Annotated in this window: 23 protein-coding genes; 15 read left to right on the top strand and 8 right to left on the bottom strand. The window is 41.0% G+C overall.

The window, feature by feature from the left end:
* Positions 1-7: 7 nt before the first annotated feature.
* Positions 8-1,567 carry a response regulator transcription factor gene (locus J2Z69_RS05515; RefSeq protein ID WP_209859874.1) on the bottom strand — a complete coding sequence of 520 codons (1,560 nt, stop codon included), beginning with the start codon at positions 1,565-1,567 and terminating at the stop codon, positions 8-10.
* A gap of 244 nt (positions 1,568-1,811) precedes the next feature.
* Between J2Z69_RS05515 and J2Z69_RS05510 the strand changes: the two genes are divergently transcribed.
* The 6 genes from J2Z69_RS05510 (at position 1,812) to J2Z69_RS05490 (ending at position 7,629) form a co-directional block, all read left to right on the top strand.
* A complete protein-coding gene (locus tag J2Z69_RS05510; RefSeq protein ID WP_209859872.1) occupies positions 1,812-3,119 on the top strand; it encodes an ABC transporter substrate-binding protein in 1,308 nt (435 codons plus the stop codon).
* A 24-nt stretch (positions 3,120-3,143) separates the two neighbouring features.
* The gene (locus J2Z69_RS05505; RefSeq protein ID WP_209859871.1) at positions 3,144-4,019 is read left to right on the top strand and encodes a carbohydrate ABC transporter permease; all 876 of its coding nucleotides are present in this window, start codon (positions 3,144-3,146) and stop codon (positions 4,017-4,019) included.
* Entirely contained in the window at positions 4,016-4,822 is an 807-nt protein-coding gene (locus tag J2Z69_RS05500) for a carbohydrate ABC transporter permease (RefSeq protein WP_209859869.1), read from the top strand. Before J2Z69_RS05505 ends, J2Z69_RS05500 begins: the two co-directional genes overlap by 4 nt.
* A gap of 33 nt (positions 4,823-4,855) precedes the next feature.
* A complete protein-coding gene (locus J2Z69_RS05495; protein ID WP_245338957.1) occupies positions 4,856-6,916 on the top strand; it encodes a beta-galactosidase in 2,061 nt (686 codons plus the stop codon).
* Positions 6,917-7,101: 185 nt separating this feature from the next.
* Positions 7,102-7,245: a hypothetical protein gene (locus J2Z69_RS19120; protein WP_245338956.1), complete on the top strand. Its 144-nt coding sequence runs from the start codon at positions 7,102-7,104 to the stop codon at positions 7,243-7,245.
* A 12-nt stretch (positions 7,246-7,257) separates the two neighbouring features.
* Positions 7,258-7,629, top strand: coding sequence for an NUDIX hydrolase (locus J2Z69_RS05490; RefSeq protein ID WP_245338955.1), 372 nt, complete (start codon positions 7,258-7,260; stop codon positions 7,627-7,629).
* Between the two features lie 52 nt (positions 7,630-7,681).
* Here J2Z69_RS05490 and J2Z69_RS05485 read toward each other — a convergent pair whose 3' ends face one another.
* Complete coding sequence (locus J2Z69_RS05485) at positions 7,682-7,990, bottom strand: hypothetical protein (RefSeq protein WP_209859867.1); 309 nt, start codon at positions 7,988-7,990, stop codon at positions 7,682-7,684.
* 318 nt (positions 7,991-8,308) lie between these two features.
* Between J2Z69_RS05485 and J2Z69_RS05480 the strand changes: the two genes are divergently transcribed.
* From J2Z69_RS05480 to J2Z69_RS05470, 3 genes are all read left to right on the top strand, one after another.
* Positions 8,309-8,731, top strand: coding sequence for a VOC family protein (locus J2Z69_RS05480; RefSeq protein WP_209859865.1), 423 nt, complete (start codon positions 8,309-8,311; stop codon positions 8,729-8,731).
* A 120-nt stretch (positions 8,732-8,851) separates the two neighbouring features.
* On the top strand, positions 8,852-9,391 hold the full coding sequence (locus tag J2Z69_RS05475) for a GNAT family N-acetyltransferase (RefSeq protein WP_209859863.1): 540 nt from the start codon (positions 8,852-8,854) through the stop codon (positions 9,389-9,391).
* 136 nt (positions 9,392-9,527) lie between these two features.
* Positions 9,528-10,730, top strand: a complete 1,203-nt coding sequence (locus J2Z69_RS05470; RefSeq protein WP_209859862.1) for a cytochrome P450 family protein — start codon at positions 9,528-9,530, stop codon at positions 10,728-10,730.
* A 79-nt stretch (positions 10,731-10,809) separates the two neighbouring features.
* Here the strand turns inward: J2Z69_RS05470 and J2Z69_RS05465 are convergent, their stop codons facing one another.
* A complete protein-coding gene (locus J2Z69_RS05465; RefSeq protein ID WP_209860527.1) occupies positions 10,810-12,003 on the bottom strand; it encodes a YhgE/Pip domain-containing protein in 1,194 nt (397 codons plus the stop codon).
* 87 nt (positions 12,004-12,090) lie between these two features.
* Entirely contained in the window at positions 12,091-12,696 is a 606-nt protein-coding gene (locus J2Z69_RS05460) for a TetR/AcrR family transcriptional regulator (protein ID WP_209859861.1), read from the bottom strand.
* A gap of 370 nt (positions 12,697-13,066) precedes the next feature.
* Between J2Z69_RS05460 and J2Z69_RS05455 the strand changes: the two genes are divergently transcribed.
* Both J2Z69_RS05455 and J2Z69_RS05450 read left to right on the top strand, forming a co-directional pair.
* Positions 13,067-13,273 carry an HAD hydrolase-like protein gene (locus J2Z69_RS05455; protein WP_209859859.1) on the top strand — a complete coding sequence of 69 codons (207 nt, stop codon included), beginning with the start codon at positions 13,067-13,069 and terminating at the stop codon, positions 13,271-13,273.
* Between the two features lie 162 nt (positions 13,274-13,435).
* Complete coding sequence (locus J2Z69_RS05450; protein WP_209859857.1) at positions 13,436-13,933, top strand: Crp/Fnr family transcriptional regulator; 498 nt, start codon at positions 13,436-13,438, stop codon at positions 13,931-13,933.
* 214 nt (positions 13,934-14,147) lie between these two features.
* Here J2Z69_RS05450 and hmpA read toward each other — a convergent pair whose 3' ends face one another.
* The 4 genes from hmpA to J2Z69_RS05430 all read right to left on the bottom strand — a co-directional run bounded on the left by hmpA (position 14,148) and on the right by J2Z69_RS05430 (position 18,401).
* Positions 14,148-15,353, bottom strand: a complete 1,206-nt coding sequence (gene hmpA / locus J2Z69_RS05445) for an NO-inducible flavohemoprotein (protein ID WP_209859855.1) — start codon at positions 15,351-15,353, stop codon at positions 14,148-14,150.
* A 668-nt stretch (positions 15,354-16,021) separates the two neighbouring features.
* Entirely contained in the window at positions 16,022-16,171 is a 150-nt protein-coding gene (locus J2Z69_RS05440; RefSeq protein WP_209859854.1) for a DUF2188 domain-containing protein, read from the bottom strand.
* 36 nt (positions 16,172-16,207) lie between these two features.
* Entirely contained in the window at positions 16,208-17,434 is a 1,227-nt protein-coding gene (locus tag J2Z69_RS05435) for an MFS transporter (RefSeq protein WP_209859852.1), read from the bottom strand.
* 61 nt (positions 17,435-17,495) lie between these two features.
* Positions 17,496-18,401 (bottom strand): ArsR/SmtB family transcription factor, encoded by a 906-nt coding sequence (locus J2Z69_RS05430; protein ID WP_209859850.1) that lies wholly within the window; start codon positions 18,399-18,401, stop codon positions 17,496-17,498.
* A 443-nt stretch (positions 18,402-18,844) separates the two neighbouring features.
* Here J2Z69_RS05430 and J2Z69_RS05425 point away from each other — a divergent pair, with 443 nt between their 5' ends.
* The 4 genes from J2Z69_RS05425 to J2Z69_RS05410 all read left to right on the top strand — a co-directional run bounded on the left by J2Z69_RS05425 (position 18,845) and on the right by J2Z69_RS05410 (position 23,800).
* On the top strand, positions 18,845-20,500 hold the full coding sequence (locus tag J2Z69_RS05425; RefSeq protein WP_209860526.1) for a multicopper oxidase family protein: 1,656 nt from the start codon (positions 18,845-18,847) through the stop codon (positions 20,498-20,500).
* A 20-nt stretch (positions 20,501-20,520) separates the two neighbouring features.
* The gene (locus tag J2Z69_RS05420; protein WP_209859848.1) at positions 20,521-22,014 is read left to right on the top strand and encodes a sensor histidine kinase; all 1,494 of its coding nucleotides are present in this window, start codon (positions 20,521-20,523) and stop codon (positions 22,012-22,014) included.
* On the top strand, positions 21,999-22,688 hold the full coding sequence (locus tag J2Z69_RS05415; protein ID WP_209859847.1) for a response regulator transcription factor: 690 nt from the start codon (positions 21,999-22,001) through the stop codon (positions 22,686-22,688). The genes J2Z69_RS05420 and J2Z69_RS05415 overlap by 16 nt, the downstream gene beginning before the upstream one ends.
* 119 nt (positions 22,689-22,807) lie before the next feature.
* A complete protein-coding gene (locus tag J2Z69_RS05410) occupies positions 22,808-23,800 on the top strand; it encodes an NAD-dependent epimerase/dehydratase family protein (RefSeq protein WP_209859845.1) in 993 nt (330 codons plus the stop codon).
* Positions 23,801-23,810: the final 10 nt, after the last annotated feature.

The following is a 23,810-nucleotide window of genomic DNA, read 5'->3' as shown; positions in this document are numbered from 1 at the left end:
TCCTGCTTCACCTGTCTTTGGCGTTTTGATTGCGATATTCTACAGGCGTCATACCCGTCATCTTTTTGAACACTTTTGAGAAGTAATTATGGTCAGAATAACCGGTCATCTGACTAATCTGAGAGATGGAAGCTTCATAGCTGCGTAAAAGTTCTTTCGCTTTATCCGTGCGCACGCGATTAATATAGGTAGTAATATTTTCATTCGTTCGTTGTTTGAAGTAAGAAGATAGATAGCTATAATTCAGATGAAACTGTTCAGCAAGCTCAGATAAAGAGATTTCATTAGCATAATTCTGATTCACATATTCATAGATTCTATGCACAATCATAGTTTGCGGGTCCGTCTTACGAATGACACGCTTCAAGTCATCTAGGAAAAGAATAAATATGCTATGCAGCTCATCCCAGTCAAAAGCGAGATCGATTTGCTTGAATAACTGTAATTTGGAAGCTGTCAGGTCGGACAGAGGCTGCTTCATCTCCTCTAGTGTGCTCATGGCAGAGTAGATGATGTTTTGAGCAAGTCTTTTCAAGCTGTATTCGTCATAAGCTTGGGTGGAACGAATAAGTGAGAACAATGACTGTAACTCGGCCTGAGCTTCATCAATAGACCAAGAGCGGAGCAGGGAAGTAAATGCAGCCTGATCAAAATGGACTTTAGTGCTCTCTGAGTGAATCTCACAGGCTTGAACTTCATATCGATTGGGAAAATAAATGAGCTTGCCCAAATACGAAGTACATAGCTGATGCTCCTTGGGAATCTGTTCCATGTGGTTAAATTCACGTGATACGATAAACTTAACATAAGTAAGCGATTTCATAGCTTCGCGAGTGAATTCTAATATAGCGGATGGTACATGTTCTTTTTCGTCACCATCGTAATGGAGAAGCACGACACATTCATTTTTCAGAAACATGCAGACGGGTTGATATACATGTAGATGTTGCCGAGTCAGTCCAATGCATTGCTGCTCCACTTGAGCCTGAGTCCAGTCGGTCCTAGTTAAAAGAAGCGAGGTACTTGCTTGCAGTATACGAAAATGTTTTTTTCTAAAAATGGATTGTAAGTTTTGCCATGCATCATTCGTATCTTCACAACTATTTTGCAGGACCTCCGCAAGTACAAGCGCGATATCCGGCTTTTTGGATTTCGTATCTATTGGACTGGGTATAATCTCGCTACAAAGGGATTGAATTAAGGAAATCAATTCAGGAGCAGCTACTTTTGGTTTTAGAAGATAATCGTTCACACCATATTTAAATACTTCACGTACGTAATCGAATTCGCTATAGCTACTTAGAACAATAACTTTGATGTTAGGATACTGCTGTCTCAAGATTCTAGTGAATTCAACTCCATCCATGACAGGCATTACGATGTCAGTAATGACGACATGAGGTTGGGCCTGATCTATGCATGCCAGTGCTTCTTGCCCATTCGAGGCTTGGGCGACAATCTCGATATTGTGCTGAGCCCAATTACATAGATGAAGGATACCTGTTCTTAGAATAGGCTCATCATCTACAATCATCACACGATAACTTGTTGCGGAAATCTTACTCATGATGGAAGACACCCCACTGTAAATGTATTTTCTCATCATATACTAATCCCAGGAATCCGTCCAAGACTAGCCATAATTAATACTAAGATCTGAAAATATTACTAGTGAATCGCTTTCATAAAGTGGACTGCTAAAATTATTGCTAATTAAAAGCGAATTAAGCTTATACATGTCACCTAATTATTTTCTACAATACGAAGGCAGGATATAAAGCGTTTACAAAAATATAAAGGGGTTGTACAACTTGAAGAAATTTCTATCCGTATTACTGCTAGTGACACTGACAGCTTCCATGCTGGCTGCATGTGGTTCCTCAAATTCTGATTCCAAAACTGCTGACAGTACAGATCAAGGAGGAGCTTCCAAAAAGAAAGTAATCGCTTGGGCATGGGACCCTTCCTTTAACGGAGCTGCTCTAAAAATTGCCAAAGAATTATATCAAAAAGAACATCCTGACTTTGACTTGGAAGTCGTGGACATGGCTAAAGCCGATCTGGAGCAAAAACTAAATACCAATCTTGCGGCAGGTGTAAAAGAAGGCTTGCCGGATATTATCTTAGTGAATGATCCTAATATTCAAAAATATGTAGCCTCATATCCGAATACATTTGCTGATTTCACAGATAAAGTCGATTTTACCAAATTCTCTCCTTATAAAGTTGATGCTCTTCGTGTAGATAACAAAATCTATGGAGTTCCTTTCGATATCGGGGTGACTGGAATGTTCTATCGTTCGGATTACTTGGAGCAAGCTGGCTATTCAGCTAAAGATTTAGAGAATATCACGTGGGACCAATATATTGCAATCGGCAAGAAAGTGAAAGAAAAAACGGGCAAATACATGGCCACGATTAACCCGAATGACGAAGCACTAACTTCCATTCTTTTGCAGTCCGCAGGCTCTTGGTACATTACGCCAGAGAACAAAGGGAATTTCGTGAATAACCCAGCCATGACGGAGACACTTCGTGTGTACAAAGCGATCGCCGATTCAGGCATTGCCAAGCCCGTCACAGGTTGGAGTGAATTCGTAGGCAGCTTCAATGCAGGCGATGTAGCTACGGTTGTATCCGGCGTATGGCAAGTATCCTCCATTATGGATGCGAAAGATCAAAGTGGTAAATGGAAAGTTGCCCCTATTCCTAAGCTGAATGTTCAAGGCGGCGTGAATGCTTCCAATGAAGGTGGGTCCAGTTGGTTCGTACTGAATAACTCTGCCAACAAAGATACAGCTATCGATTTCCTTGCGAAAACTATTGGTGGAAGCAGTGAATTCTATGAACGCTTCTTAAAAGAAAATGGTGGAGTAGGCTCTTATATCCCAGCTTTCTCTAGTGCTGCATATAGCGAAAAACCGGAATTCTTCGGTGGACAAGCGATTTACCGTGACTTCACGGATTGGTCTAAGAAAGTTCCAGGGATCTCACTAGGCATGTACACCCAAGAAGCCAAAGACGCCCTAAAGAACGAACTTCCTAACATCTTGCAAGGTGCGGACCTTACGCAAAGCTTGACTAACATCCAGTCACTCTTCGAACAACAAGTGAAATAAATACAAAGTTAGCAGGTGTAAACTATGGACCGCAAAAGGAACAAAATCTCGCTGAACGGATGGCAATTCGTTGCCATTCCTTCAGCATTAATCTTATTATTTAGCTTCTATCCGATGGTCCAGTCACTACTGTTATCCTTCCAATCGGGTAAAGGTAGCGTCTACCACTATGTAGGTATCGACAATTATATTCGATTATTGTCCGATCCAATATTTAAGCAGGCGGTATTCAACACGGTATTATATCTAGTTGTCCAAGTGCCCATCATGCTTCTCATTGGATTAGTCATTGCCCAGTTGCTGAATAATCCTAAGCTGCGATTCAAAGGATTTTATCGAACAGCAATCTTTCTGCCTTGTGTGACATCACTCGTGTCGTATGCCGTATTGTTCAAAAGCATCTTTGCGGTAGATGGCATCTTGAATAAAATGCTGGTCTCTATTCATCTGATTGCAGAGCCCGTAGCCTGGCTAATGGACCCCACTTGGGCGCGTGTTGTCATTATTGCAGCGATCACATGGCGCTGGACAGGTTACAATATGATCTTTTATCTCTCGGCCATGCAAAATATCGATCCAAGCATCTATGAAGCGGCATCCATGGACGGAGCGTCCAAGTTCCGCCAGTTCTTTGGCATTACGATCCCGATGCTCAAACCGATTATATTGTTCACCGCCATTATCTCGACGAACGGGACGTTACAGTTGTTCGATGAGGTCGTGAACATTACTAAGGGCGGACCCGGCAATGCAACGATGACGATTTCGCAATATATTTATAATCTATCCTTTGTCTATACGCCGAACTTTGGTTATGCCGCTACGGTGTCCTATGCGATCGTGATTATGGTTGCTGTACTTGCCTTGTTCCAGCTGAAGATTGGAGGGGAGAAACGATGAAGAAAATTACCCCAATTATGGTGCATACCTTTCTAATCTTAGCCTCCATCATCTCCTTATTTCCGTTCTTATGGATGCTGATGGGGATGACGAATACGTCCTCAGATATTTTGAAAGGGAAATTTGGATTTGGCTCCATGCTCATGGACAATATTCATAAATTACAGGGCATGACCCATCTAGGTGCAGCTTTCTATAATTCTACTATTATTGCGGTAGTGGGAACGATAATCACGCTATTCCTAAGCTCCATGGCGGGGTATGGTTTTGAAATTTATCATTCCAAAGCAAAAAGTCGTCTGTTTGGCTTGCTCATGCTCTCCATGATGATGCCTTTCGCTGCGGTTATGATTCCGCTGTTCCGTATGTTCAGCAACATGGGACTTCTGAATACGCCTACGGCAGTTGTACTTCCATCGATTACTACGGCATTTATGATCTTCTTTTTCTTGCAAAACACGAAGTCCTTCCCAAGAGAACTTCTTCAAGCAGGCCGGGTGGATGGCTTAAATGAATGGCGATTATTCACCCTGATATATGTGCCCACGATGAAGCCTACGTATGCTGCGGCAGCGATTATTACGTTCATGAATTATTGGAATAGCTTCTTGTGGCCGCTAATCGCCTTACAGACTCAAGATAAAAAAACGCTCCCGTTAGTTGTCTCGTCTTTGGCCTCATCGTACAATCCGGATTACGGCATCATTATGGTGGCTATTGTTGTAACTACATTACCTTCAGTTGTAATTTTCTTCTTGCTACAAAAGCAATTCGTACAAGGGATGCTTGGCTCTGTGAAATAGGGCATAAGACTTTGATATATGGAAGTGATGGATATGAAGAATGTGGATAAGATGGACTGGTTCAGCAATCATCTGTTACACGGAGCGGACTATAATCCTGAACAGTGGCTTCATGACCCTACAATACTGGATCAAGATATACTGCTTATGAAGCAGGCGAACTGCAATGTCATGTCCATCGGCATTTTCTCATGGAGCTTGTTAGAACCAGAGGAAGGGAAGTACGAGTGGGACTGGATGGACCAAGTGATAAATAAGTTACATGAAAATGGGATCTCTATTTTCTTAGCTACCCCATCCGGCGCTCGTCCTGTATGGCTTGCGCAGTCCTATCCCGAAGTGCTCAGAGTAGGGCCAAATCGTCAGCGCAACTTATACGGAGCTAGACATAATCACTGTTATACTTCTCCGATCTATCGAGAGAAAATAGCACAAATAAATCAGCAGCTCTCTGCACGATATGCGAATCATCCAGCTGTTCAATTGTGGCATATCTCCAATGAATATGGGGGAGATTGCCACTGTGACCTATGTCAAGACGCGTTCCGTACATGGCTTCAGCAGAAGTATGAGACACTAGATCAACTGAATGCACAGTGGTGGACCACGTTCTGGAGTCATCGATATACGGACTGGTCACAGATTGAATCACCGGCTCCACATGGCGAGCAAGGCACGCATGGACTGAACCTGGATTGGAAGCGGTTCGTAACAGATCAGACGCTGAATTTCATGCAACATGAAATTGCAGCAGTCAAGACAAGCCAGCCTACAATCCCAGTGACAACTAATTTCATGTATTACTTTGAGGGACTTAATTATTTCAAATTCAAGCAAACAATAGATATCGTGTCTTGGGACAACTACCCCACATGGCATAAGGAGGACAATGGCGAGATTGCTATAGATACCGCGATGTTCCACGATATGATGCGGTCGATTAAACGTCAGCCATTTTTACTCATGGAAAGTTCACCAAGTAGTACGAACTGGCAGAGCGTCTCCAAGCTGAAAAAGCCAGGCATGCACATCCTTTCTTCTATGCAGGCTGTAGCCCATGGTTCTAACTCCGTTCAATATTTTCAATGGCGTAAAAGCCGCGGGGCCAGTGAGAAGTTCCATGGTGCCGTTGTATCCCATAATGGTAGCCCGAATACCCGCGTATTCCGTGAAGTTGCTGAACTTGGAACCCTCTTACATGAGCTATCTGAAGTAGCGAATACCGATCAAGTAGCACAAGTTGCCATCGTCTACGATTGGGAGAACAAATGGGCAATTGAAGACTCTGAGGGACCCCGGAATAAGGGGATGGGCTATAAGGAAGAAGTTCAATTGCATTATCAAGCTTTCCTACAGCAAGGTGTGACGGTTGATTTTGTCGATATGGAATGTGAATTAGAAGGATACGAACTTGTTATTGCTCCCATGCTGTATATGCAACGCGCTGGATTCGAGCTTAAATTAAGAAGCTTTGTAGAAAAGGGCGGCACCCTAGTTATGACCTACTGGAGCGGGATAGTCAATGAGAACGATCTCGTATTTTTAGGGGATGCGCCTCACGGACTTACCGACATTGCAGGGGTCATTAGTGAAGAAATCGATGGATTATATGAACATGAGCACAATTGTGGTGAAATTACGCTCCAACTGGAAGGTCGGCATCTTGCTGGGCAGTACACCTGCACTAAGCTGTGTGACCAGATGCATCTTCACGGCGCCGAGATCTTAATGGTATATACCGATAATTTCTATGCAGACCGTCCTGTACTGACTCGTCATCGTTATAAGAAAGGCCAGACGTATTATATTGGTAGTCAATTCGAACCGAAATTCTATCAGGACTTGTATCAAGATCTGCTAGAGCAACTCTCCATTCATCCTCCTGTGCAAGCTCAGATGCCAGAAGGGGTATTTATCTCTACACGATCGAATGAATACGTAGAATATGTATTTGTTCAGAACTTTACGGAGAAGCATCAGATCATTCCAGCACTTGGGGAAGCTTGGACGGCTGTGAATGCAGAGGTTGATCTGAGAAGGATAGGGTCTTTGAAACCGCTAGATATCTTGGTAGCTAAGCGCAGTCTAATTTAATTAAATACGTTGTCGAATGGATAAGTAACTATGAAATAAAGCGTAACTTTGAGCTGTTTCCGATTAGGGAAGCAGCTCATTTTTTGTCGCTATATGCTATAATTTCACAATAAAAATGTTGATGTCTTACCGAAAATGATAAATTTCCTTAGTTACATTTAACTAGTAGGGGAGCTCAAGCCAAAATGAAATTAATCAAGCAAATAACTGATGTCGATATTCTGGTTGAAGGAGAGAATGCTCTTGTAAAGGAAGTTTCTAGGTATGGATCTAGAGGAGTAGTGATGGATGACAAGTCTAACCTTGCTCTACTTCATATGACAACATAACAACTATACAAGTTGCCCGGTGGAGGGATGGAAGAGGGGGAACATCCTAAAGCAGCATTTTTACGGGAGATCGAAGAAGAACTAGGATATAAAGCAAATATTGTACACGAATTAGGATACATTGAGGAACATAAGAGTATGACTTGTTTTATGCAGCGTTCTTATTGTTACATAGCACAGACTGTGGGTGTCTGTAATGAACCTAGATTTACCGAACAGGAACAAGCATTAGGACTATCTATACACTGGATGACCATGGACAAGGCGGTTGAGTTAATGCATGCATCTGTGCTACACAGTTACGACTATGCAGCAAAATTTATGACGTATAGAGATCAATTAATTCTAGCAGAGAGCTATAACTTCTTGTCATGTGCAAAATAAAAAAAGCCTCGACATCGAGGCTTTAAGTGTATGCTCTACGTATTGATATAATTTAGAAGTTGTAGTGGAAATTTGAAACAGAGATAGCTTGTCCACCAATGATGATTTTGTAAGTACCATAAGGAAGGTTAGGAATTGTAGCATTAATAGTGCCAGAAGTGAAGATTTTGTCATATACTTCTTGGCCATTTTGATTAGTGATGTAGAGCTCTGCGTAAGAAGAACCAGTGAAATTTGCTGTAACGGTAAGCTGGCCTTGCCCTGTAATCTGTGCAGTACTTGCCGCTGATGCTGAGAGGGGAATTACGATAAACAATGCAAGACAGAGAAGCATGAGTGCTACGAAACGGTTCTTCTTCATAAATACACTTCCTTTTCCATAATTTATCTTACAATCTCAAAATATCACAAAATTTTATGCGTGTATATGGATAAATATGTACTATTTAATTGGGTTTTTTTAGTATTTAAAGGGAATTTAAGGATTTTAATTGTAAATTAATGCATAAAGTTGTATAAAGAAGGGTGTGAAGTTTTGAAGATGTCAGAGGGTTCGGAGGAACATGGCGCCGCCATAGCCGTCCATTTGTTATATAGAGGTTCTAGGACTCCGTGTAGCTAGATCTTTATGAGTATGAACAGCTAGTTGACTATAAACTAACGAAAAGGAGAATTACATATGGTTCAATCTCTTCTGCATATTGCTCTTGTCGTGAAAGAATACGACGAGGCCATTGAATTCTATACTAAAAAACTAAATTTCACACTCATCGAGGATACGTATCAACCTGAGCAAGACAAGCGTTGGGTAGTTGTAGCTCCGCCGGGTTCCGTTGGAACGTCCATATTACTAGCTCGAGCTTCCAAACCTGAACAACAATCTTTTATAGGCAATCAATCTGGGGGTAGAGTATTTCTATTTTTGAACACGGATGATTTCTGGAGGGATTACCATGAGATGGTCTCAAAAGGAATAGAATTTGTAAGAGAACCTAAGGAACAGCCTTACGGTATAGTAGCGGTGTTCAAAGATCTTTACGGTAATCTATGGGATCTAGTACAGATGACATCAAGTCCGTTAACGGATGAGAATAATAAGTAACTTGAGGGAGGGAGTATGACTAAACTTTTATCACATACTGGCCAATACATTTTACCAGAAAGCTGGATTTACCAAATATAGAGAGTTCGTGCAAAAGGAACTTTAGGTAGGAGAGTTAGATTGAGAATAGAAAACGTGATGGAATATGATCTGACCCCTGCATTATCAGCGGAAATTCAAGAATTATTGAATTTCAGTTTTCCTGATGTGTATCCGAAGACTAGAAATTATTTTAAACAGCTGCCGCATTTGAGAATACTTGCGTTCAATGAAGAGGATTACCTCATAGGACATCTAGGTCTAGACTACAGAATTATGAATCTAGATGGGGAACCTGTGACCGTTGTAGGCATCGTTGATTTATGTGTATCCCAAAGTATACGATCTCGGGGAATAGGATCATCGTTATTACGGGAAGTAGATAAATTCTGCTTGGGACGTAACATTGACTTTGTACTTTTATTTGCAGACTGCAAGGAAGTTTATTTGAGAAATGGATACAAGCCCTCAAGGAATACATGTACTTGGATGAAAATAGATACGGAACTTCAAAGGACAAGGGGCATAGGTCAAGAAGTTATGGAAGAACTTATGATAAAAGAAGTAGGAAATAAACATTGGTCTGAGGCAGACCTAGATTTGTTAGGTTATCTGTATTGAAATAATACTAAACACTAGTGTTCACTTTTAAATGATCTTAACCCTGTGCATTTGGTGCGGGGTTATTTGTTATTGCAAACTTAATTATGCTATATTTTGGTATAAATCTAGTTAAAATTTGAAAGGAGAATGGCTCATGAGTTCAAATCCACATGAATCTAAGGGTAGTTCTCTATTCACGAAAGAATTTACTACGAATCCTTTTCCTACTTATGCGGGTTTAAGAGAGACGAATCCCATGTATCGCTGTGTGTTCCCAGATGGTCAATCAGGATGGATGGTAACTAGATATGAAGATGCCGTTAAAGCATTCAAGGAAGCTAGGTTAATTAAAGATAGATCGATGATAGCTGGTATTTCCGAGCACCAGAGCGTCTTTACGCAGAATATGCTCTTCTCCGACCCGCCAGATCACAAAAGGTTAAGGGGACTGGTTCAGAAATCGTTCACGCCAAGACTTGTAGAGGAAATGAGAGGGCGTATTCAAGAAATTACGGATGAACTTCTGAAAGAACTTAAAGGACGCGAGCATATTCATCTGATCGATGAGTTCGCTTTTCCACTTCCTATTATAGTGATTTGCGAAATACTAGGTGTGCCTGCTGAAGATCGAGATAAATTCCGTCTCTGGTCCACCTCCTTAATTGAAGGTAGGAATGGGGAATATGCTAACGATATGCAGCAACATATGAAAGATTTTATCCACTATTTAAAATTTATGTTTGAGAAATTGCGGGATACTCCCGGATCAGATTTGATCAGCCAGTTGATTGTATCCGAAGAAGATGGGGATACATTAACAGAGGGAGAACTGTACGGGGTGGTAACCCTGCTTATTATTGCAGGTCATGAAACAACGGTGAATCTGATAGGAAATACGGTCCTTGCACTACTCGAACATCCTGAGCAGCTTGAGCTACTTCGGAATCAACCTGAACTTATTCATTCGGCGATTGAAGAATCACTTCGATATAACGGTCCAGTGGAATTTAGTACATCACGCTGGGCTAGGGAGGACTTTGACTTTAGGGGAACGAGGTTCAAGAAAGGCGAGATGATCATTGTTGCACTTAGCTCTACAAATCGCGATTCAATGGAGTTCGACCACCCGAATGAATTCGATATCACCAAAGAAAAGAGTCCGCATCTAGCATTTGGAAAAGGAATTCACATGTGTCTAGGTGCTCCGCTCGCCCGACTTGAAGGAGAGATCGCAATTCGTAGTCTTTTGAAGCACTTTCCGCTGATGAAGCTAGATGTGGATAGGAATGACTTGGAGTGGAGACCGGGTATGATCGTACGAGGAGTCAAAGAAATTCCGCTTTCTGTAAGGGAATAAGCAGATTATTTCTATATTCATGAAAAGAATACTGGAAATTATATAGAAACATAGGACACTCCAAGGAGTGTCCTATACATTATGAATCTAAGGAATGCATTTCAACAAGTAATTCGGATTTTGCGTTGCGTTTGAATGATGAAGCCATTAAAACAATAAAGCTAACAACACCAATCCAAATTAGAACGATGGTAGCATGATTCAAACTTAGACCATGCCCAAAGAAGAAGATTTCACGCAACCCTTTCACCATAAAGTTCATAGGTAACCAAGTTAAGATCCAATCTTGATAAAATGTGGATAAGAGCTCGGGCGCTGTGGTTAATAAAGGTGTGCCAAAGAATAAGAACAACATGAATATAGCCATACCAGCTAGACCAATCCATGAAAGAACGGCAGAGATCATCAGGAAGAACGAAAGGTAACTTATAGATAAGAACAAGGCCGTATCATTAAAATGTTGAATATTTAGACCCCAAAGATCAGCGAACCATGTGAATGAATAACCGGCAACTAGGGACAGAACTACGCCCCAAATAAATTGCAGCAGATTAGCTTGTAATTTTTCTTTGCGAGTCATCAAAACAAATTTTCGCTTGATGAATAGGAATACGATCCCACCAACAATGCTACCCATCCAAAGCGGTTGGAACAGTGACACTGGCGCGTTACCGCTAGCACTATGCGTACCAATGGCATTCACATTTGTGACCTGCTTCACGATAGGTGAAGCTATAGCTGCAGCCTGTTTAGTAGTTAATGTTCCACCTTTTTGATCGATAGCAGTTAACAGATCTGTACGTATTTTATTATTTACACTTTCAATCACTTGATTCAAAATTTGGGCAGCCATATTAGAGGCGAGGGCATTCATCCCTTGATTGACATACAATTGAATGTTCGGTGAGACAGGATTAGCCGTACGAAGGGAGGCTTGTTTTGTACTAAAGTCTGAGGGAATTACTAGCGCAGCATAGTAGTCCTGTCGGTTCAGACCTTCTTGAACCTTAGCATTACTTTCAACGGAAATCCATTTAACAGAGGAGTCTGTACCTGATTTAAAGGATGACATGGTCTGAATGTTCTTTGCGATTAAATCTCCCATATTCATTTTTCCTTGTTGTGGTACATCAATTCCCTTATCCTCGTTAACGATAGCGATAGGTAGATTCTTAGGCGTAGGGTTAATGGAAGGTATCATGGTAAGGCTGAACACAAATATAATCGCGAGTACAAGGATAGGTAAAACAATAAATAGCTTATGTTTTAAGATAGACAAGTATGTCACTCCTTTAATTTAATTGATTGAACGTTTGTTGAATATAACTCGAAAATAAAATCCTTAAACATATTATACTGCTCAAGGATTTTTCCATAAATCACATGTGAAATCGACCATTTGTTCATGGTAAGTATCAATATTCACATCTTCAATAATATTAATGCCAATGACCGGGCCAATTGTACTTTGCATAATCATCGTCAGAAATTGCCGAGCAGCTAAGATAAAATTCATTTCTTTAATTTCACCTTTAGCATGACTTTTCCGTAAAAAATCTGCGAACAGAAGAACCTGTTCTTGGATGAGATTGGAGAGCTGTGTAGTCTCATCAAGATCAAGCACATGATTTTCTCGAAACAAAATCTTCATCAGTTCGACATCATCCATAAATAATTCATGCATCCTTGTGCTGATGGTCAACAAAGCTCGCCGGAGATTCATGGCTTCAATAGTCTGAAGCGTGCGTCTGATTTCACTCCTGCGGTACTCAAAATTTTCCTTTAGCAGTACAGTCAGAATCTCACGTTTCCCACCAGGAAAGTAATGGTAAAGTATGCCGTCCCCCTTGTTAATTTTACGATTTATTGCCCGTACGGGAGTGCCATGGTACCCTTTTTCTGCAAATAGACTTTTCGCTGCTTCTAGAAGGTTCTCACGAGTTTCTGCTGCTTGCTCTTTTCGCATGTTGCGGACCATGTATGCCTACCTCTTTCGTTCTACAATCGTTTAGCGAAATTATATCTTGAGGATTGATTTGTTGTCAATTGAAAAATCGTATGTATGTGCGTGAATTCTAAATTAAACATGGGTATCAAAGAGTCTTCTATTTATAATTCGCCGTCATAATTTTTTTGTACAATTGAAAAAACGCTTGACTCAGAAAAGGGGAATTTGTCCAAATTATCTGAGATGGAATGATCTGAATCGCAGAAGTGAAAAAAAAAGAAAATAGAAGGGTGAAATGAATGAAACCATTTTTGGTTTTTGATTTTGACGGTACAATGGTGCAATCTAAATCTTTAGCGATTCAATTGTTTAATGAGCCATATCAAGTATGGGGAGAAAGCATGGAATTAATCTAGACGAAATGCTATACATTGGAGATGAAATACGAGATGTAGAAGCCTGCAAAAAGATCAATGTCACTGTAGTTGCTGTAACTTGGGGATGGGACTCCCCTGAACTGCTTAAAGAAGCAGCGCCTAACTTTATTTGTCATACTCCAATGGAATTAGAAAAGTTAATTGTACAGGGGAAATAATCATTTCACTCTCTCCTGGTACCCGCTACCGTTAACAACAATTGATGATGTTTTTTGCTATTTAGGTTTACGAACTAGGTAAGACTTATACCCAGATAACGACTTAATTTGGAGGTCAAGGAAACATAATGGGAAGTAGCTCAATATAAAGGAGATTAACGTATGATCTTGCACAAGGGAGAGACTTTATTCAAGCAAGGAGATAGTGGAGAATATTTATATCACATCAAAAGCGGATTGTTTAAAGTGACAAGACTACATGTGAATGGAAATATGGTTTTATTTAATATCTTATATGCCGGCGAGACCGTCCCACATCATTCACTCATTACTCCAAAAGAGGCTCATGGTACGGCTATTGCTTTGATGCGTAGCGAAGTTGAGAAAATTCCAGTGAATGATTGGTATCGTGAGCTTCGAGAGGATCCAAAGAAACCACTGGAAATTGCACTTCTCCTTCAGGAGAAAGTAAGATTTATGCAACAAAGATTGGATCATCTCACAATTGGAACACCCGCAGAGCGTTTGGAATTGCTCTCCGAATGGCTAAATGATTATTCGCATGGTGTCCAAGTTACGGATCTGCTAACGCAAGAGGAGATTGGACAACTGATTGGTGTCAGGCGTGAGACCATAAATCGGCTGCTCAGGGTGCATTAAATTGTTGCATCATGTTGAAAATATGGAGAGACATACTTAGTGTGTATGCAGACAGAGGAGAGATTTTGTAACAAGTTGATCTTATGGCATCGATGTTGAAGTAAAAAGGGGTATCTATCCTTTATACGGACAGATACCCTTTTGCAGGTGGACCGGATCGTTACGCTGTGTTCTTTGAGGATCAGAACCGTATAAGAGTAGTGATCATAAGTGACTAAGCTTCGAGGCTAGAGGCTGGACCAAAAAATTCGTAGTGAATTCGTTCAGCAGGCACGCCTAGTTCTTGCAAAGCATGATTTACAGCACGCATAAAAGCTTCCGGACCACAGAAATAAAAGTCGGCTTCAGGAGATACAATTTGCTGTAGCCATGCCAAATCGATATAACCTGTTTTATGGCTAATGTCATTCTCACGTGGTAGTTCGTAACATAAATAAGATTTCATGTGAGAATGAGTTGCATCCAATTGTTCTACATGCTCTTTCAGAGCATGAACTCCGCCATGAATAGCAGCATGGATGAACGTCACGTAACGATTAGGCTGTTCTTTAAGGATTGTTTCAAGCATGCTCACCATTGGAGTTATACCGACACCACCACTTAGAAGCACTACAGGGATGTCTTGACTTTGGTCGAGAGTAAATGTTCCAGCAGGTGCACTGACTTCAATAATGTCTCCTTCATTCAAGGAATCATGCAAATATGTTGATACAATGCCGGCTGGTTTATCTGTTGCAGCAGCTTCTTTCTTCACCGTAATCCGATAGCTCGGAGCGCCTGCTGCGGTTGACAAGCTGTAATGACGAATATGTGTGTACTCTTCTCCATCAGGTTTTACACGTACTGTAATGTATTGACCGGGTAGATAAGTCGCTATGGCTTTACCATCTTGCGGTTTAAGATAGAAGGATGTGATGACATCACTTTCCTTAACCTTTAAATCTACGACAAATTTATGGAATCCAAGCCAGCCACCTGAGATGTTTTCGACTGCATCATACATATCTGCCTCTACACCAATAAAAGCATCAGCTATAATGCCGTAAGCCTCAGCCCAAGCATTTAAAATTTCAGGTGTTGCTGCGTCACCAAGTACTTGCTTCATTGCTGCAAGTAATGTTTCTCCCACAATAGGATAATGTTCGGGTTGAATATTTAGCGCACGGTGTTTCTCGCTAATTTGCTTCACAACAGGTAATATGGCTTCTAGATTATCAATATGAAGAGCAGCAGCATACACTGCGTTTGCAAGTGCTTGAGGTTGTTTGCCTTGACGTTGATTTACATGGTTAAAAATATTTAGTAAATCGGGATGGTTTTTAAACAACATTTCATAAAAGGTTGTTGTAATGGCTTGTCCATGAACCTCTAATACGGGAACAGTTGATTTAATAATGTCTATAGTCTTAGATGTAAGCATGTCGCTTTCCCTCTTTCATATGTGTGAATTGTTAAATTCGTTCTTTCTTACTCAGTATAATAAGAGGACGAAAATGTAATTGTGATTCTAATCACAGGAATCATTGCGAATATGTGAACATCATTATATTATGGAATCGAAGGCATATTCTAGTGTAAAGTAGGTTTTTCTGTTCGACTATAGATATTAAGAATACATTGATTGCCACGTTGTCCTTGTCTATTTTTTACGACCTGCTGGAACGTTATTCAATATTGGTAATGGATCTTCATAATAATTAATTTCTTGCAGCTATCTGATCAGGTTTGGTAACGGGATTTGCTGCAGGTTTGGTTCTACGTTTCGGTGGGGCTACCAGCGGTGATGATATTCTTTCCATCTTAATCAGTAAATGTAATGTACGAAGTTAAAAGTGGGTACTGTGTTTATTATGATGGATGCAGTCGTCGTACTGCTGATATCGCTGTTTTATCGACCGCTTTAAGAAACGTTATTTACTTTTCTCTCGGTGAGTATAGCAGGTAAACCCTTACCACCACGCCGATTCATTCGGTACGGAGTGTGCTCTAGTGATATACGATGTAATCGTTAAATAACCGCCAAATCCCTTCATGTATGGGGAGTCAGGCGGTTTCTTTGTGCAAATAAATGATAGAGCTGGAGCATCGTTATCCCTTTGGCGCGGGATGATCTTTATCCCATTTCTCAGCTTGTGAAATACCAATGGCAATGGTGCGCTTTTCCTCGTAGTCTGCACCTAGTAGTGCATCTGCAATCTCAATAGCTTTGTTACGAATTCTTGGCTTTAAATTTTTCATGGATATACATATGACTCAAAGATAAAGCAATAAATATCAACTTGATAATTTTTCTAACATTAAATCCCCATTTAAATCCTTCAAGTTCGGAATAAATATAGCTGCAACTGAACAAAGGAGAGGAAGAAGACCTAAGGACAAGAATAAGAAGGGCAGACCATACCATTCTGCAACCGTTGCTCCTGCTAATGCACCTAAAGGTTGCAGTCCTCCACCAATTAAAAAACGAATCGAGTTGACTCGTCCTTGTAGATGTGCGGGCACAAGCGTTCCATGCAAAGAAGAGCTGAGAGAACCAAAGAAAGGGCCAGCAACGCCAGCGGCACATAAGCCAAAAAGTGCAAGCGAATAACTTGGGAATAGACCTAGTAAAGCATTGAAAAAACCTGTGGCAGCTAAGCTGCATAACATGACGGTTCGCCGTCTCTTCATTTCACCTATCCATGAAATGATCGCTAGTCCGGTTATTGTTCCAAGGGCTGAAGCGGTCGTAAGTGTGCCCATGGCAGTAGCATCTCGGTGCAGCACTTCGCGAACATAAGGGATCATCATCGTCCATATCCCTATAGAGGACATGTTGCTAATGGAGACCATGCCCATAATAGAGAGCATAGCTGGATAATTTCTGTAGAAGGAAAGACCTTCGCCCATGTCTTTTACATAAGTCTTTAGAGAAAGTGAGGCCTCTTTTGCTACGGGCCTCTGCATTTTAGGTAAATAAAGCAATGTAAGGATAGCCACAGCATAACATACAGCATTAATCCCGAGTGTAGGCAAAGCTCCCATAGTAGCCGTTACAGCTCCAGCCAAGGCTGGCCCTAGCAGGGCCGCTGCACTACGGCAACCGTCAATTACTGCGAATGCGCGCATCAGTTTGTGTTCATCTGCTATACCTGGCACAATAGCCATCGCAGTGGGCATGAACAGAGCAGAGCAAGCTCCGCTAAGTCCGGCTGCGAGAAATAAATGCCATAAATGCAGCTGACCTGCGAGTCCAAGACTCAGCGGCAACAATAACGCCAACAGCCTTATTGAAGCAAGTCCGGCCATAAATCGTCCGCGATGCAGCCGGTCAGATAGTGGCGAGCCCAGTAAACGCAGGACAACTTCGGGTACACTGAAGCTTAATGCCATAGCACCCATGGCTAGTTTGGAAGCAATTAAGTCATAGACAAGCCATTCCATGGCTAATAGACCAAATACATCACCGAATGAACTAAGCGTGACCGTAGTAAGCAAACCGTAATAACTGCGTTTAAGCATAAGAATTCCTCCGTACATGCGGAATAAATTGACTGGCGGAAGTGGAATATTCCTGTCCTATTCAGTCTTGAATATAAGTTCCTATTTGCTGAGGGAGGTTATTCAAAGCTTCTAGACGCAGGCTGTACCTGATATTTTTTTGATCATAATGTACAATGACCAGCCCGGCGGCCCTTAACGCTATGAGGTGGTAGTGTACGGTGGACTTGGACAATTTAATTTCACGAACGATCTCTGTGAAGGTCTGTTCTTTTCCCGCCAATAGGCGAAGGATGTACAATCTGTTCTCGTCCGATAAGGCTCGCGTTAGACGTAGTAGCTCAGCTGTGGGTCGGCCTAATTCAGATGGGAAAATGTCACAAGAGTAACTAGTGAAAATCATTTCGTCAAAAATTACAGAGTTTACAAAAGGGCGGGCGTGAAATTGTGGAATCAGCACCACTTGCTTCAGCAATGAGTTAGGGTACAGGCGCATGCCCTGAGTGGCCTGTTCATAAACCTCACGATCATTGTTACCCGCTAAAGTAGAACGCCTGAAATTCGCTTCCTTTGCTAAGCCTTCTATAATAGCAGGGTCAATCTTGCTAAAGTACTGATTGTCCCATTCTCGTAGGGCTTCCGATGTCCGGATGCGGAGTTCATGAAGATGGGAGGGTACCGATAAATTCAAACCTGCTATGATATCATAAAGCTGACCTGTAGAAAGATCGTCAAACCATTCCAAAAAGCCATTCACCGTTCGCTCACCAGGACAATTCCAAATATAAGGAGCTAGATTGAAGCCGTCCGTAGCTTTCATCGTATCGCGTATTTGTTGAAGCCTAGCTGGAGCAAAGCGGTCCTGCACTTCACGGACCCAAAGTTTTCCGATATCTAGCGTATTGTGATTTTGTTTACTCAAAAATGCAGTCATACTGCTCACACATTCATAGATGGGCGCAAAATCAACATTCACTTTATAACTCATAGGTTGTACAGTTCCTTCCTAGAATAGTTCTATGTATATAGAACAATATTATAGTTTTATATTAATCGAACTAAATATAATGTGCAATATATAACTTTCAAGTGTTGGCTACCTGATAACCACACTTCTACGAAGACAAAAACGGGATATTTCTTCTATATACTCCTTGCATTTTACTTAGCTTTGACGATAACGATAATGTTATTTGGCAGGATTTACAATTAAGAAGTTTCGATATACATGGTTATAGTTATCTGTAAGCAATGAATTACAATTTAAATAATAAAAGAAGCTCCTCTCCTTAGTGAAAGTCCTAAGGAGAGGAGCTTCTTTTGCTCTTAAAAGCGCATTTCTTTACAAAGTCTTTATCAATTCTTCAAAGTTTCTTTTTTCCTTCATGCTATGCTGGTCGTCTATAAAATAAAGAGGGAAAAGTGACTAAAATGAAAAATGGATTCTTTCGAAGTATCAGAGGAATTATTATCATGGCTTCTGTCGTGTTCCTAGGGTTAGCGGTGTGGGGTTATTTTTTATTTAATAATATGAATAGCACAATTAATGAAGAAGATTCCCCGATGGGTATGAACTCTAATGGGATATCTGTAACCACACTCACCACGCCGGATTCAAAAAGGAACACAAAGACGTTTGATATTCAAACACAAGTGAAAAATATTAACTTAGGACATGGGAAACAGGTAGAAGCTTGGACATTTAGTGGCACATCACCCGGTCCTGAAATTCGTGTAAAACAAGGAGATCGCGTTGTTGTGCATTTAAAAAACGATCTACCCGTAGCATTAACCATTCATTGGCATGGGCTGGATGTTCCTGCAGCTATGGATGGTGTGGCAGGGATTACCCAAAATGCCGTTAAGCCGGGTGAGACGTATACGTATACTTTTAATGCTGACCAAGTAGGAACATACTGGTATCATTCTCATCAAATGAGTGCGGAGCAGACGGAACGTGGTTTATTCGGAGCGATTGTCATTGAACCGAATACCCCGATAGTCCAATATGAAAAAGATTATACCGTCGCCATTCATGAGTGGAAAAGCGGAGTTGAAAGCTCTTTTGATGACAGGGATCATAATAGGAACGATGAGGAACAGAGTGATATTAATAATGAAAAATACGATAATGAGGATGACCGAGAAATAGACTGGAATACTCCCCAAAGTAACATGCTAGTAGGTGCTCTGATGAAGCCAACGGATGATCAATTAGAAGAACTTTCAGATGGGGACGAGTATGACGTATTCACTTTAAATCAGACTAGTGAAGGGTTACATCTTGACGCCAAGCCAGGTGAGAGGGTACGTCTTCGCTTGATTAATACATCTAATAATACACATATAATGACGCTTCTTGGTGTACCTTTTCAGATCATTGCACTCGATGGTCGGGATATAAAGGGAGGATCTCAGCTGAATCAGGCTATTCTTCCTATTGGAGCGGCACAACGTTATGATTTAGTTTTTGAAATGCCGAAGGTAGGATCGGTGAAGCTCGTTAACGCTAATCCTTCTACACGTATGAATTCCATGTTGAGTGCAACCGTGGGAGATGGGGTATCGCCTAAGGTACCTGTTAATCTAAAAAGTTACCCTTGGTTCGATTTCACGAAATATGGACAAAAGGGAGTTGGGAAATTCACAATCGATTCGAAGTTTACTCAAAGTTTAGACATGGATCTAGCCGAAGGTAAATATGGTCAGCAAGAATGGGTCTATACTATTAACGGAAAGTCAGGTGCAGATATACCCCCTATTCAAGTGAAAACAGGAGATACTGTAAAAATCCGTTTTCGCAATAAGGGGGTAGAGATTCATCCGATGCATCTACATGGACATACATTTCAAGTAATTTCGAAAAATGGAAAAGCTATGGAAGGAAGTCCAATCTATACAGACACCGTTAATATCTTCCCCGGTGAAGAATATGAAATTGCCCTTGAAGCTAATAACAGTGGATTATGGATGGTCCATTGTCATGATCTCGTTCATGCAGAGATGGGTATGCATACGATGATGAATTATGAAGGCGTGACAACGCCATTCTCAACGGGAGAACATTCCGGCAATCATCCAGAATAAATGAACATGGGAGTTACTTAATGTCCATACGTATCAAGCTATTACTATCCTATATCGCGATGATTATTATACCGATCATTTTTTGTGGAATAACGGTCATGTTAATTAGCTTTGCTTTATTTGGTGATAATCGCATCATAAGATCATTCATAGATACGGACCATCAGACGACGGTGAGTAATGTGGAGGATGAAGATGATATTTTCAGTAGACTGAAAATCCTTTCATCGTATACGCCAAAGAAGTTGGAGGATACAGCATTTTTAGCGAAAACCGATCGAGAATTAAATGAGAACCAGGCTGGACTATTGATTCGTAGAAACGAACAGCTTATCTATGTATCACCTTACCTTGACCCCTATTCGTTCGAGAAATTTCTTCCTCCTTTTGAAGGGAAGGGACAAATTGAAAATTTGGATTTCAAGATACAGGACGTATACTTTTACTACAAACAATTTGATTATTATGATGCAAACCACAATGCGATTAGCATTATTGTCATTGAACATATCAGCCCCATCGAAGAACTGGCACGTAAGTATTTTCTTTTATTCGTAATCACTCTAGTATTTGGATTAATTGTTACCAATGGAATGATGACCTATTACATGTCTCGAAGTATTATTAAGCCGTTACGTTCTTTGAAGCTGGCAACCGAACGGATTCAAAAAGGGGACTTGGATTTTCAAGTCATCCCTCATAGACATGATGAAATAGGCGAATTAAGTTTATCTTTTGAAGAAATGCGCAGTAGATTGAAGGAATCGTTAGAAGTACAAGTGCAGTATGAGCGGAATCGCAAAGAGCTTCTCTCCAATATATCACATGACTTACGAACACCAATTATGGCTATCAAAGGTTATATACAAGGAATTAAAGAAGGTGTTGCTCGTACGCCAGAACAGCAAAATAAATATCTAACGATTATCTATAACAAAGTTTTTGATATGGACCAATTAATCCATGAACTTTTTTTATTCTCAAAGCTGGATTTGAAAGAAGAACCCTTTCATTTTGAACGAGTTGAATTGTATCAATACTTAGAAGACTGTATCGAAGAACTGCAGCTAGAACTGCAAGACAAAGGGATTACCATAGGTTGGGAGGATCAACAAAAGACCACCATCTTTGTTACTTGTGATCGTGAGAAATTACGCCGCGTCATCATGAATGTGATATGGAATAGCGTCAAATATATGGACAAGGCAGCGGGAGCTATTAGAATGCACATGACGGAATCTAGCGAATATATAACCATAGTAATCAAGGATAATGGAAAGGGGATAGAAGCGGAAGCCCTTCCACATATATTTGAAAGATTATATCGTGCCGATCATTCACGGAATTCGCAGACAGGGGGAAGTGGAATTGGATTATCCATTGCACATCATATCATTAGCCAGCATGGCGGAAAGATTTGGGTAACGAGTGAAAAAGGAAAAGGAACGACCCTTTCGTTCACACTGCGAAAAATGGATCAGGAAGAAGGGGAGTATTCTTGCCAAAAATTTTAATTATCGAAGACGAAACAGTAATCGCAGATTTGGAAAAAGACTATTTGGAAGTATCTGGATACAATGTGGATATCGAATACTCTGGAGATAAGGGACTGAAGAGAATACTAGAGGACCATTATGATCTGCTTATTTTAGATATCATGCTACCTGTAATAGATGGATATGACATTTGCAAACAAGTCCGTGCAAAGAAAGATATCCCCATTCTCATGGTATCAGCCAAACAAGAAGAAGTTAACAAAATTAAAGGGCTAGTACTTGGCGCAGATGATTATATTATCAAACCCTTCAGTCCGAGTGAACTTGTAGCAAGAGTAAATGCACATCTGGCTCGTTATAACCGTCTAACAGGGAATCGAGAACAAGCTAGAGATGAAATTCGCATTCGTGGAATGTTGATTGATCGATCGGCACGACGTGTCTTCGTGAATGGTACCGAAGTGATATTAACCGGAAAAGAGTTCGAATTGCTAACTTGTATGGCAGAACATCCTAACCAAGTTTTCAGTAAAGAACGTCTCCTTAAAATTGTCTGGGGAATGGACGTGATCGTTGACACAGCCACGGTTGCAGTACATATTAAAAATCTGCGCAAAAAAATTGAACTGGATCGATTTGATTCATCCTATATCGAGACCATCTGGGGAATTGGATATCGATTTACGAAATAAGATAAGGAAGGTTGTTAGGATTACAGGAAGGTTATCTTGGTTCTGAAAAAATGGGTAAATACTAAGGATAGGGAAATACAAATCCTCTACTGAATAATTCCATATGGGAGATGGGCTTCATGAACAATGTATTTGTATTAGGTGGGACGGGATTTCTAGGCTACTTCACAGTTAAGGAATTGATAAAACGAGGCTATGAAGTATCTACAATCTCACGGCACGAGATGCCGACTGAGAATCTTTTACCGAGTGAAGTTAAGCACAGAGTAGGGAATATTCATGAGATGTCAGATGAAGATATACGGGGAATGCTGGAAGGTGTCGATGGATTTATATATGCCGCTGGAGTAGATGAACGGACACTGCCTGAGGCTCCGGCCATGAAATTTTTTTATGAAGCCAATGTTCTTCCTACACAGCGTATTGCTAGATTAGCCACACAAGCTGGAGTGAAGAAGTTTGTAATATTAGGTTCGTACTTTGCCCATTTTGCGGAAGCATGGACTGATATTCCTTTAAAAGAAAATGCTTATCCTCGCTCTAGATTGCTGCAAGAGGAAGTAGCGTATATGGAGGGCATTGGAAAGATGGATGTGATGAGTATTCGTCTACCTTACATTTTTGGTGTAATGCCTGGCCGGATGCCATTATGGACCCGGTTTATAGAGCGAGTTAGAGATCAAGCTAGTGTTCCGGTACTAGGTGGAGGTACAGCAATGGTCACCGCACAGCAGGTTGCCGAAGCAGCGGTAGGGGCCATGGAGCATGGAGAACACGGCGGAAAATATGCGATTTGTGGTCTCAACATGAAGCATAGTGAATTTTATGAAATGGTAGCCGACGCACTGGGACAGAAAGACACTACCGTCAAAGTTGTGCCACTTGAGCAGATGCAACCAGCCATGGAAATTATGGATCGGCAAAAAGCTAAAGCAGGCAAAGAGCAGGGGGTGCACATGAGCATGATGGCTGAGATCCTACACCGGGATGCTTATCTGAGCCCCGCGGATACGATGTCCATTCTTAAGTACAAAGAAGATGATGTTCGCGCATCTATTAAGGAGACGCTCCACAGATGTATTCAGTCCTTGGACAAACAATCATACAACTGAGCATGCGAGC

Origin of the sequence: Paenibacillus shirakamiensis (assembly GCF_017874255.1) — a bacterium.
In the GTDB taxonomy this organism is placed as follows: domain Bacteria; phylum Bacillota; class Bacilli; order Paenibacillales; family Paenibacillaceae; genus Fontibacillus; species Fontibacillus shirakamiensis.
Note: the sequence above shows the minus strand (reverse complement) of the source record. Positions and strands in the feature narration are given on the sequence as shown.

Excerpts from the sequence above, each read along its gene's own strand:
- J2Z69_RS05515 (WP_209859874.1), bottom strand. The coding sequence starts at position 1,567 with ATGAGTAAGATTTCCGCAACAAGTTATCGTGTGATGATTGTAGATGAT.
- J2Z69_RS05505 (WP_209859871.1), top strand. The coding sequence starts at position 3,144 with ATGGACCGCAAAAGGAACAAAATCTCGCTGAACGGATGGCAATTCGTT.
- J2Z69_RS05500 (WP_209859869.1), top strand. The coding sequence starts at position 4,016 with ATGAAGAAAATTACCCCAATTATGGTGCATACCTTTCTAATCTTAGCC.
- J2Z69_RS05495 (WP_245338957.1), top strand. The coding sequence starts at position 4,856 with ATGAAGAATGTGGATAAGATGGACTGGTTCAGCAATCATCTGTTACAC.
- J2Z69_RS19120 (WP_245338956.1), top strand. The coding sequence starts at position 7,102 with ATGAAATTAATCAAGCAAATAACTGATGTCGATATTCTGGTTGAAGGA.
- J2Z69_RS05485 (WP_209859867.1), bottom strand. The coding sequence starts at position 7,990 with ATGAAGAAGAACCGTTTCGTAGCACTCATGCTTCTCTGTCTTGCATTG.
- J2Z69_RS05480 (WP_209859865.1), top strand. The coding sequence starts at position 8,309 with ATGGTTCAATCTCTTCTGCATATTGCTCTTGTCGTGAAAGAATACGAC.
- J2Z69_RS05470 (WP_209859862.1), top strand. The coding sequence starts at position 9,528 with ATGAGTTCAAATCCACATGAATCTAAGGGTAGTTCTCTATTCACGAAA.
- J2Z69_RS05460 (WP_209859861.1), bottom strand. The coding sequence starts at position 12,696 with ATGCGAAAAGAGCAAGCAGCAGAAACTCGTGAGAACCTTCTAGAAGCA.
- J2Z69_RS05455 (WP_209859859.1), top strand. The coding sequence starts at position 13,067 with ATGGGGAGAAAGCATGGAATTAATCTAGACGAAATGCTATACATTGGA.
- J2Z69_RS05450 (WP_209859857.1), top strand. The coding sequence starts at position 13,436 with ATGATCTTGCACAAGGGAGAGACTTTATTCAAGCAAGGAGATAGTGGA.
- hmpA (WP_209859855.1), bottom strand. The coding sequence starts at position 15,353 with ATGCTTACATCTAAGACTATAGACATTATTAAATCAACTGTTCCCGTA.
- J2Z69_RS05440 (WP_209859854.1), bottom strand. The coding sequence starts at position 16,171 with ATGAAAAATTTAAAGCCAAGAATTCGTAACAAAGCTATTGAGATTGCA.
- J2Z69_RS05435 (WP_209859852.1), bottom strand. The coding sequence starts at position 17,434 with ATGCTTAAACGCAGTTATTACGGTTTGCTTACTACGGTCACGCTTAGT.
- J2Z69_RS05430 (WP_209859850.1), bottom strand. The coding sequence starts at position 18,401 with ATGAGTTATAAAGTGAATGTTGATTTTGCGCCCATCTATGAATGTGTG.
- J2Z69_RS05425 (WP_209860526.1), top strand. The coding sequence starts at position 18,845 with ATGAAAAATGGATTCTTTCGAAGTATCAGAGGAATTATTATCATGGCT.
- J2Z69_RS05420 (WP_209859848.1), top strand. The coding sequence starts at position 20,521 with ATGTCCATACGTATCAAGCTATTACTATCCTATATCGCGATGATTATT.
- J2Z69_RS05410 (WP_209859845.1), top strand. The coding sequence starts at position 22,808 with ATGAACAATGTATTTGTATTAGGTGGGACGGGATTTCTAGGCTACTTC.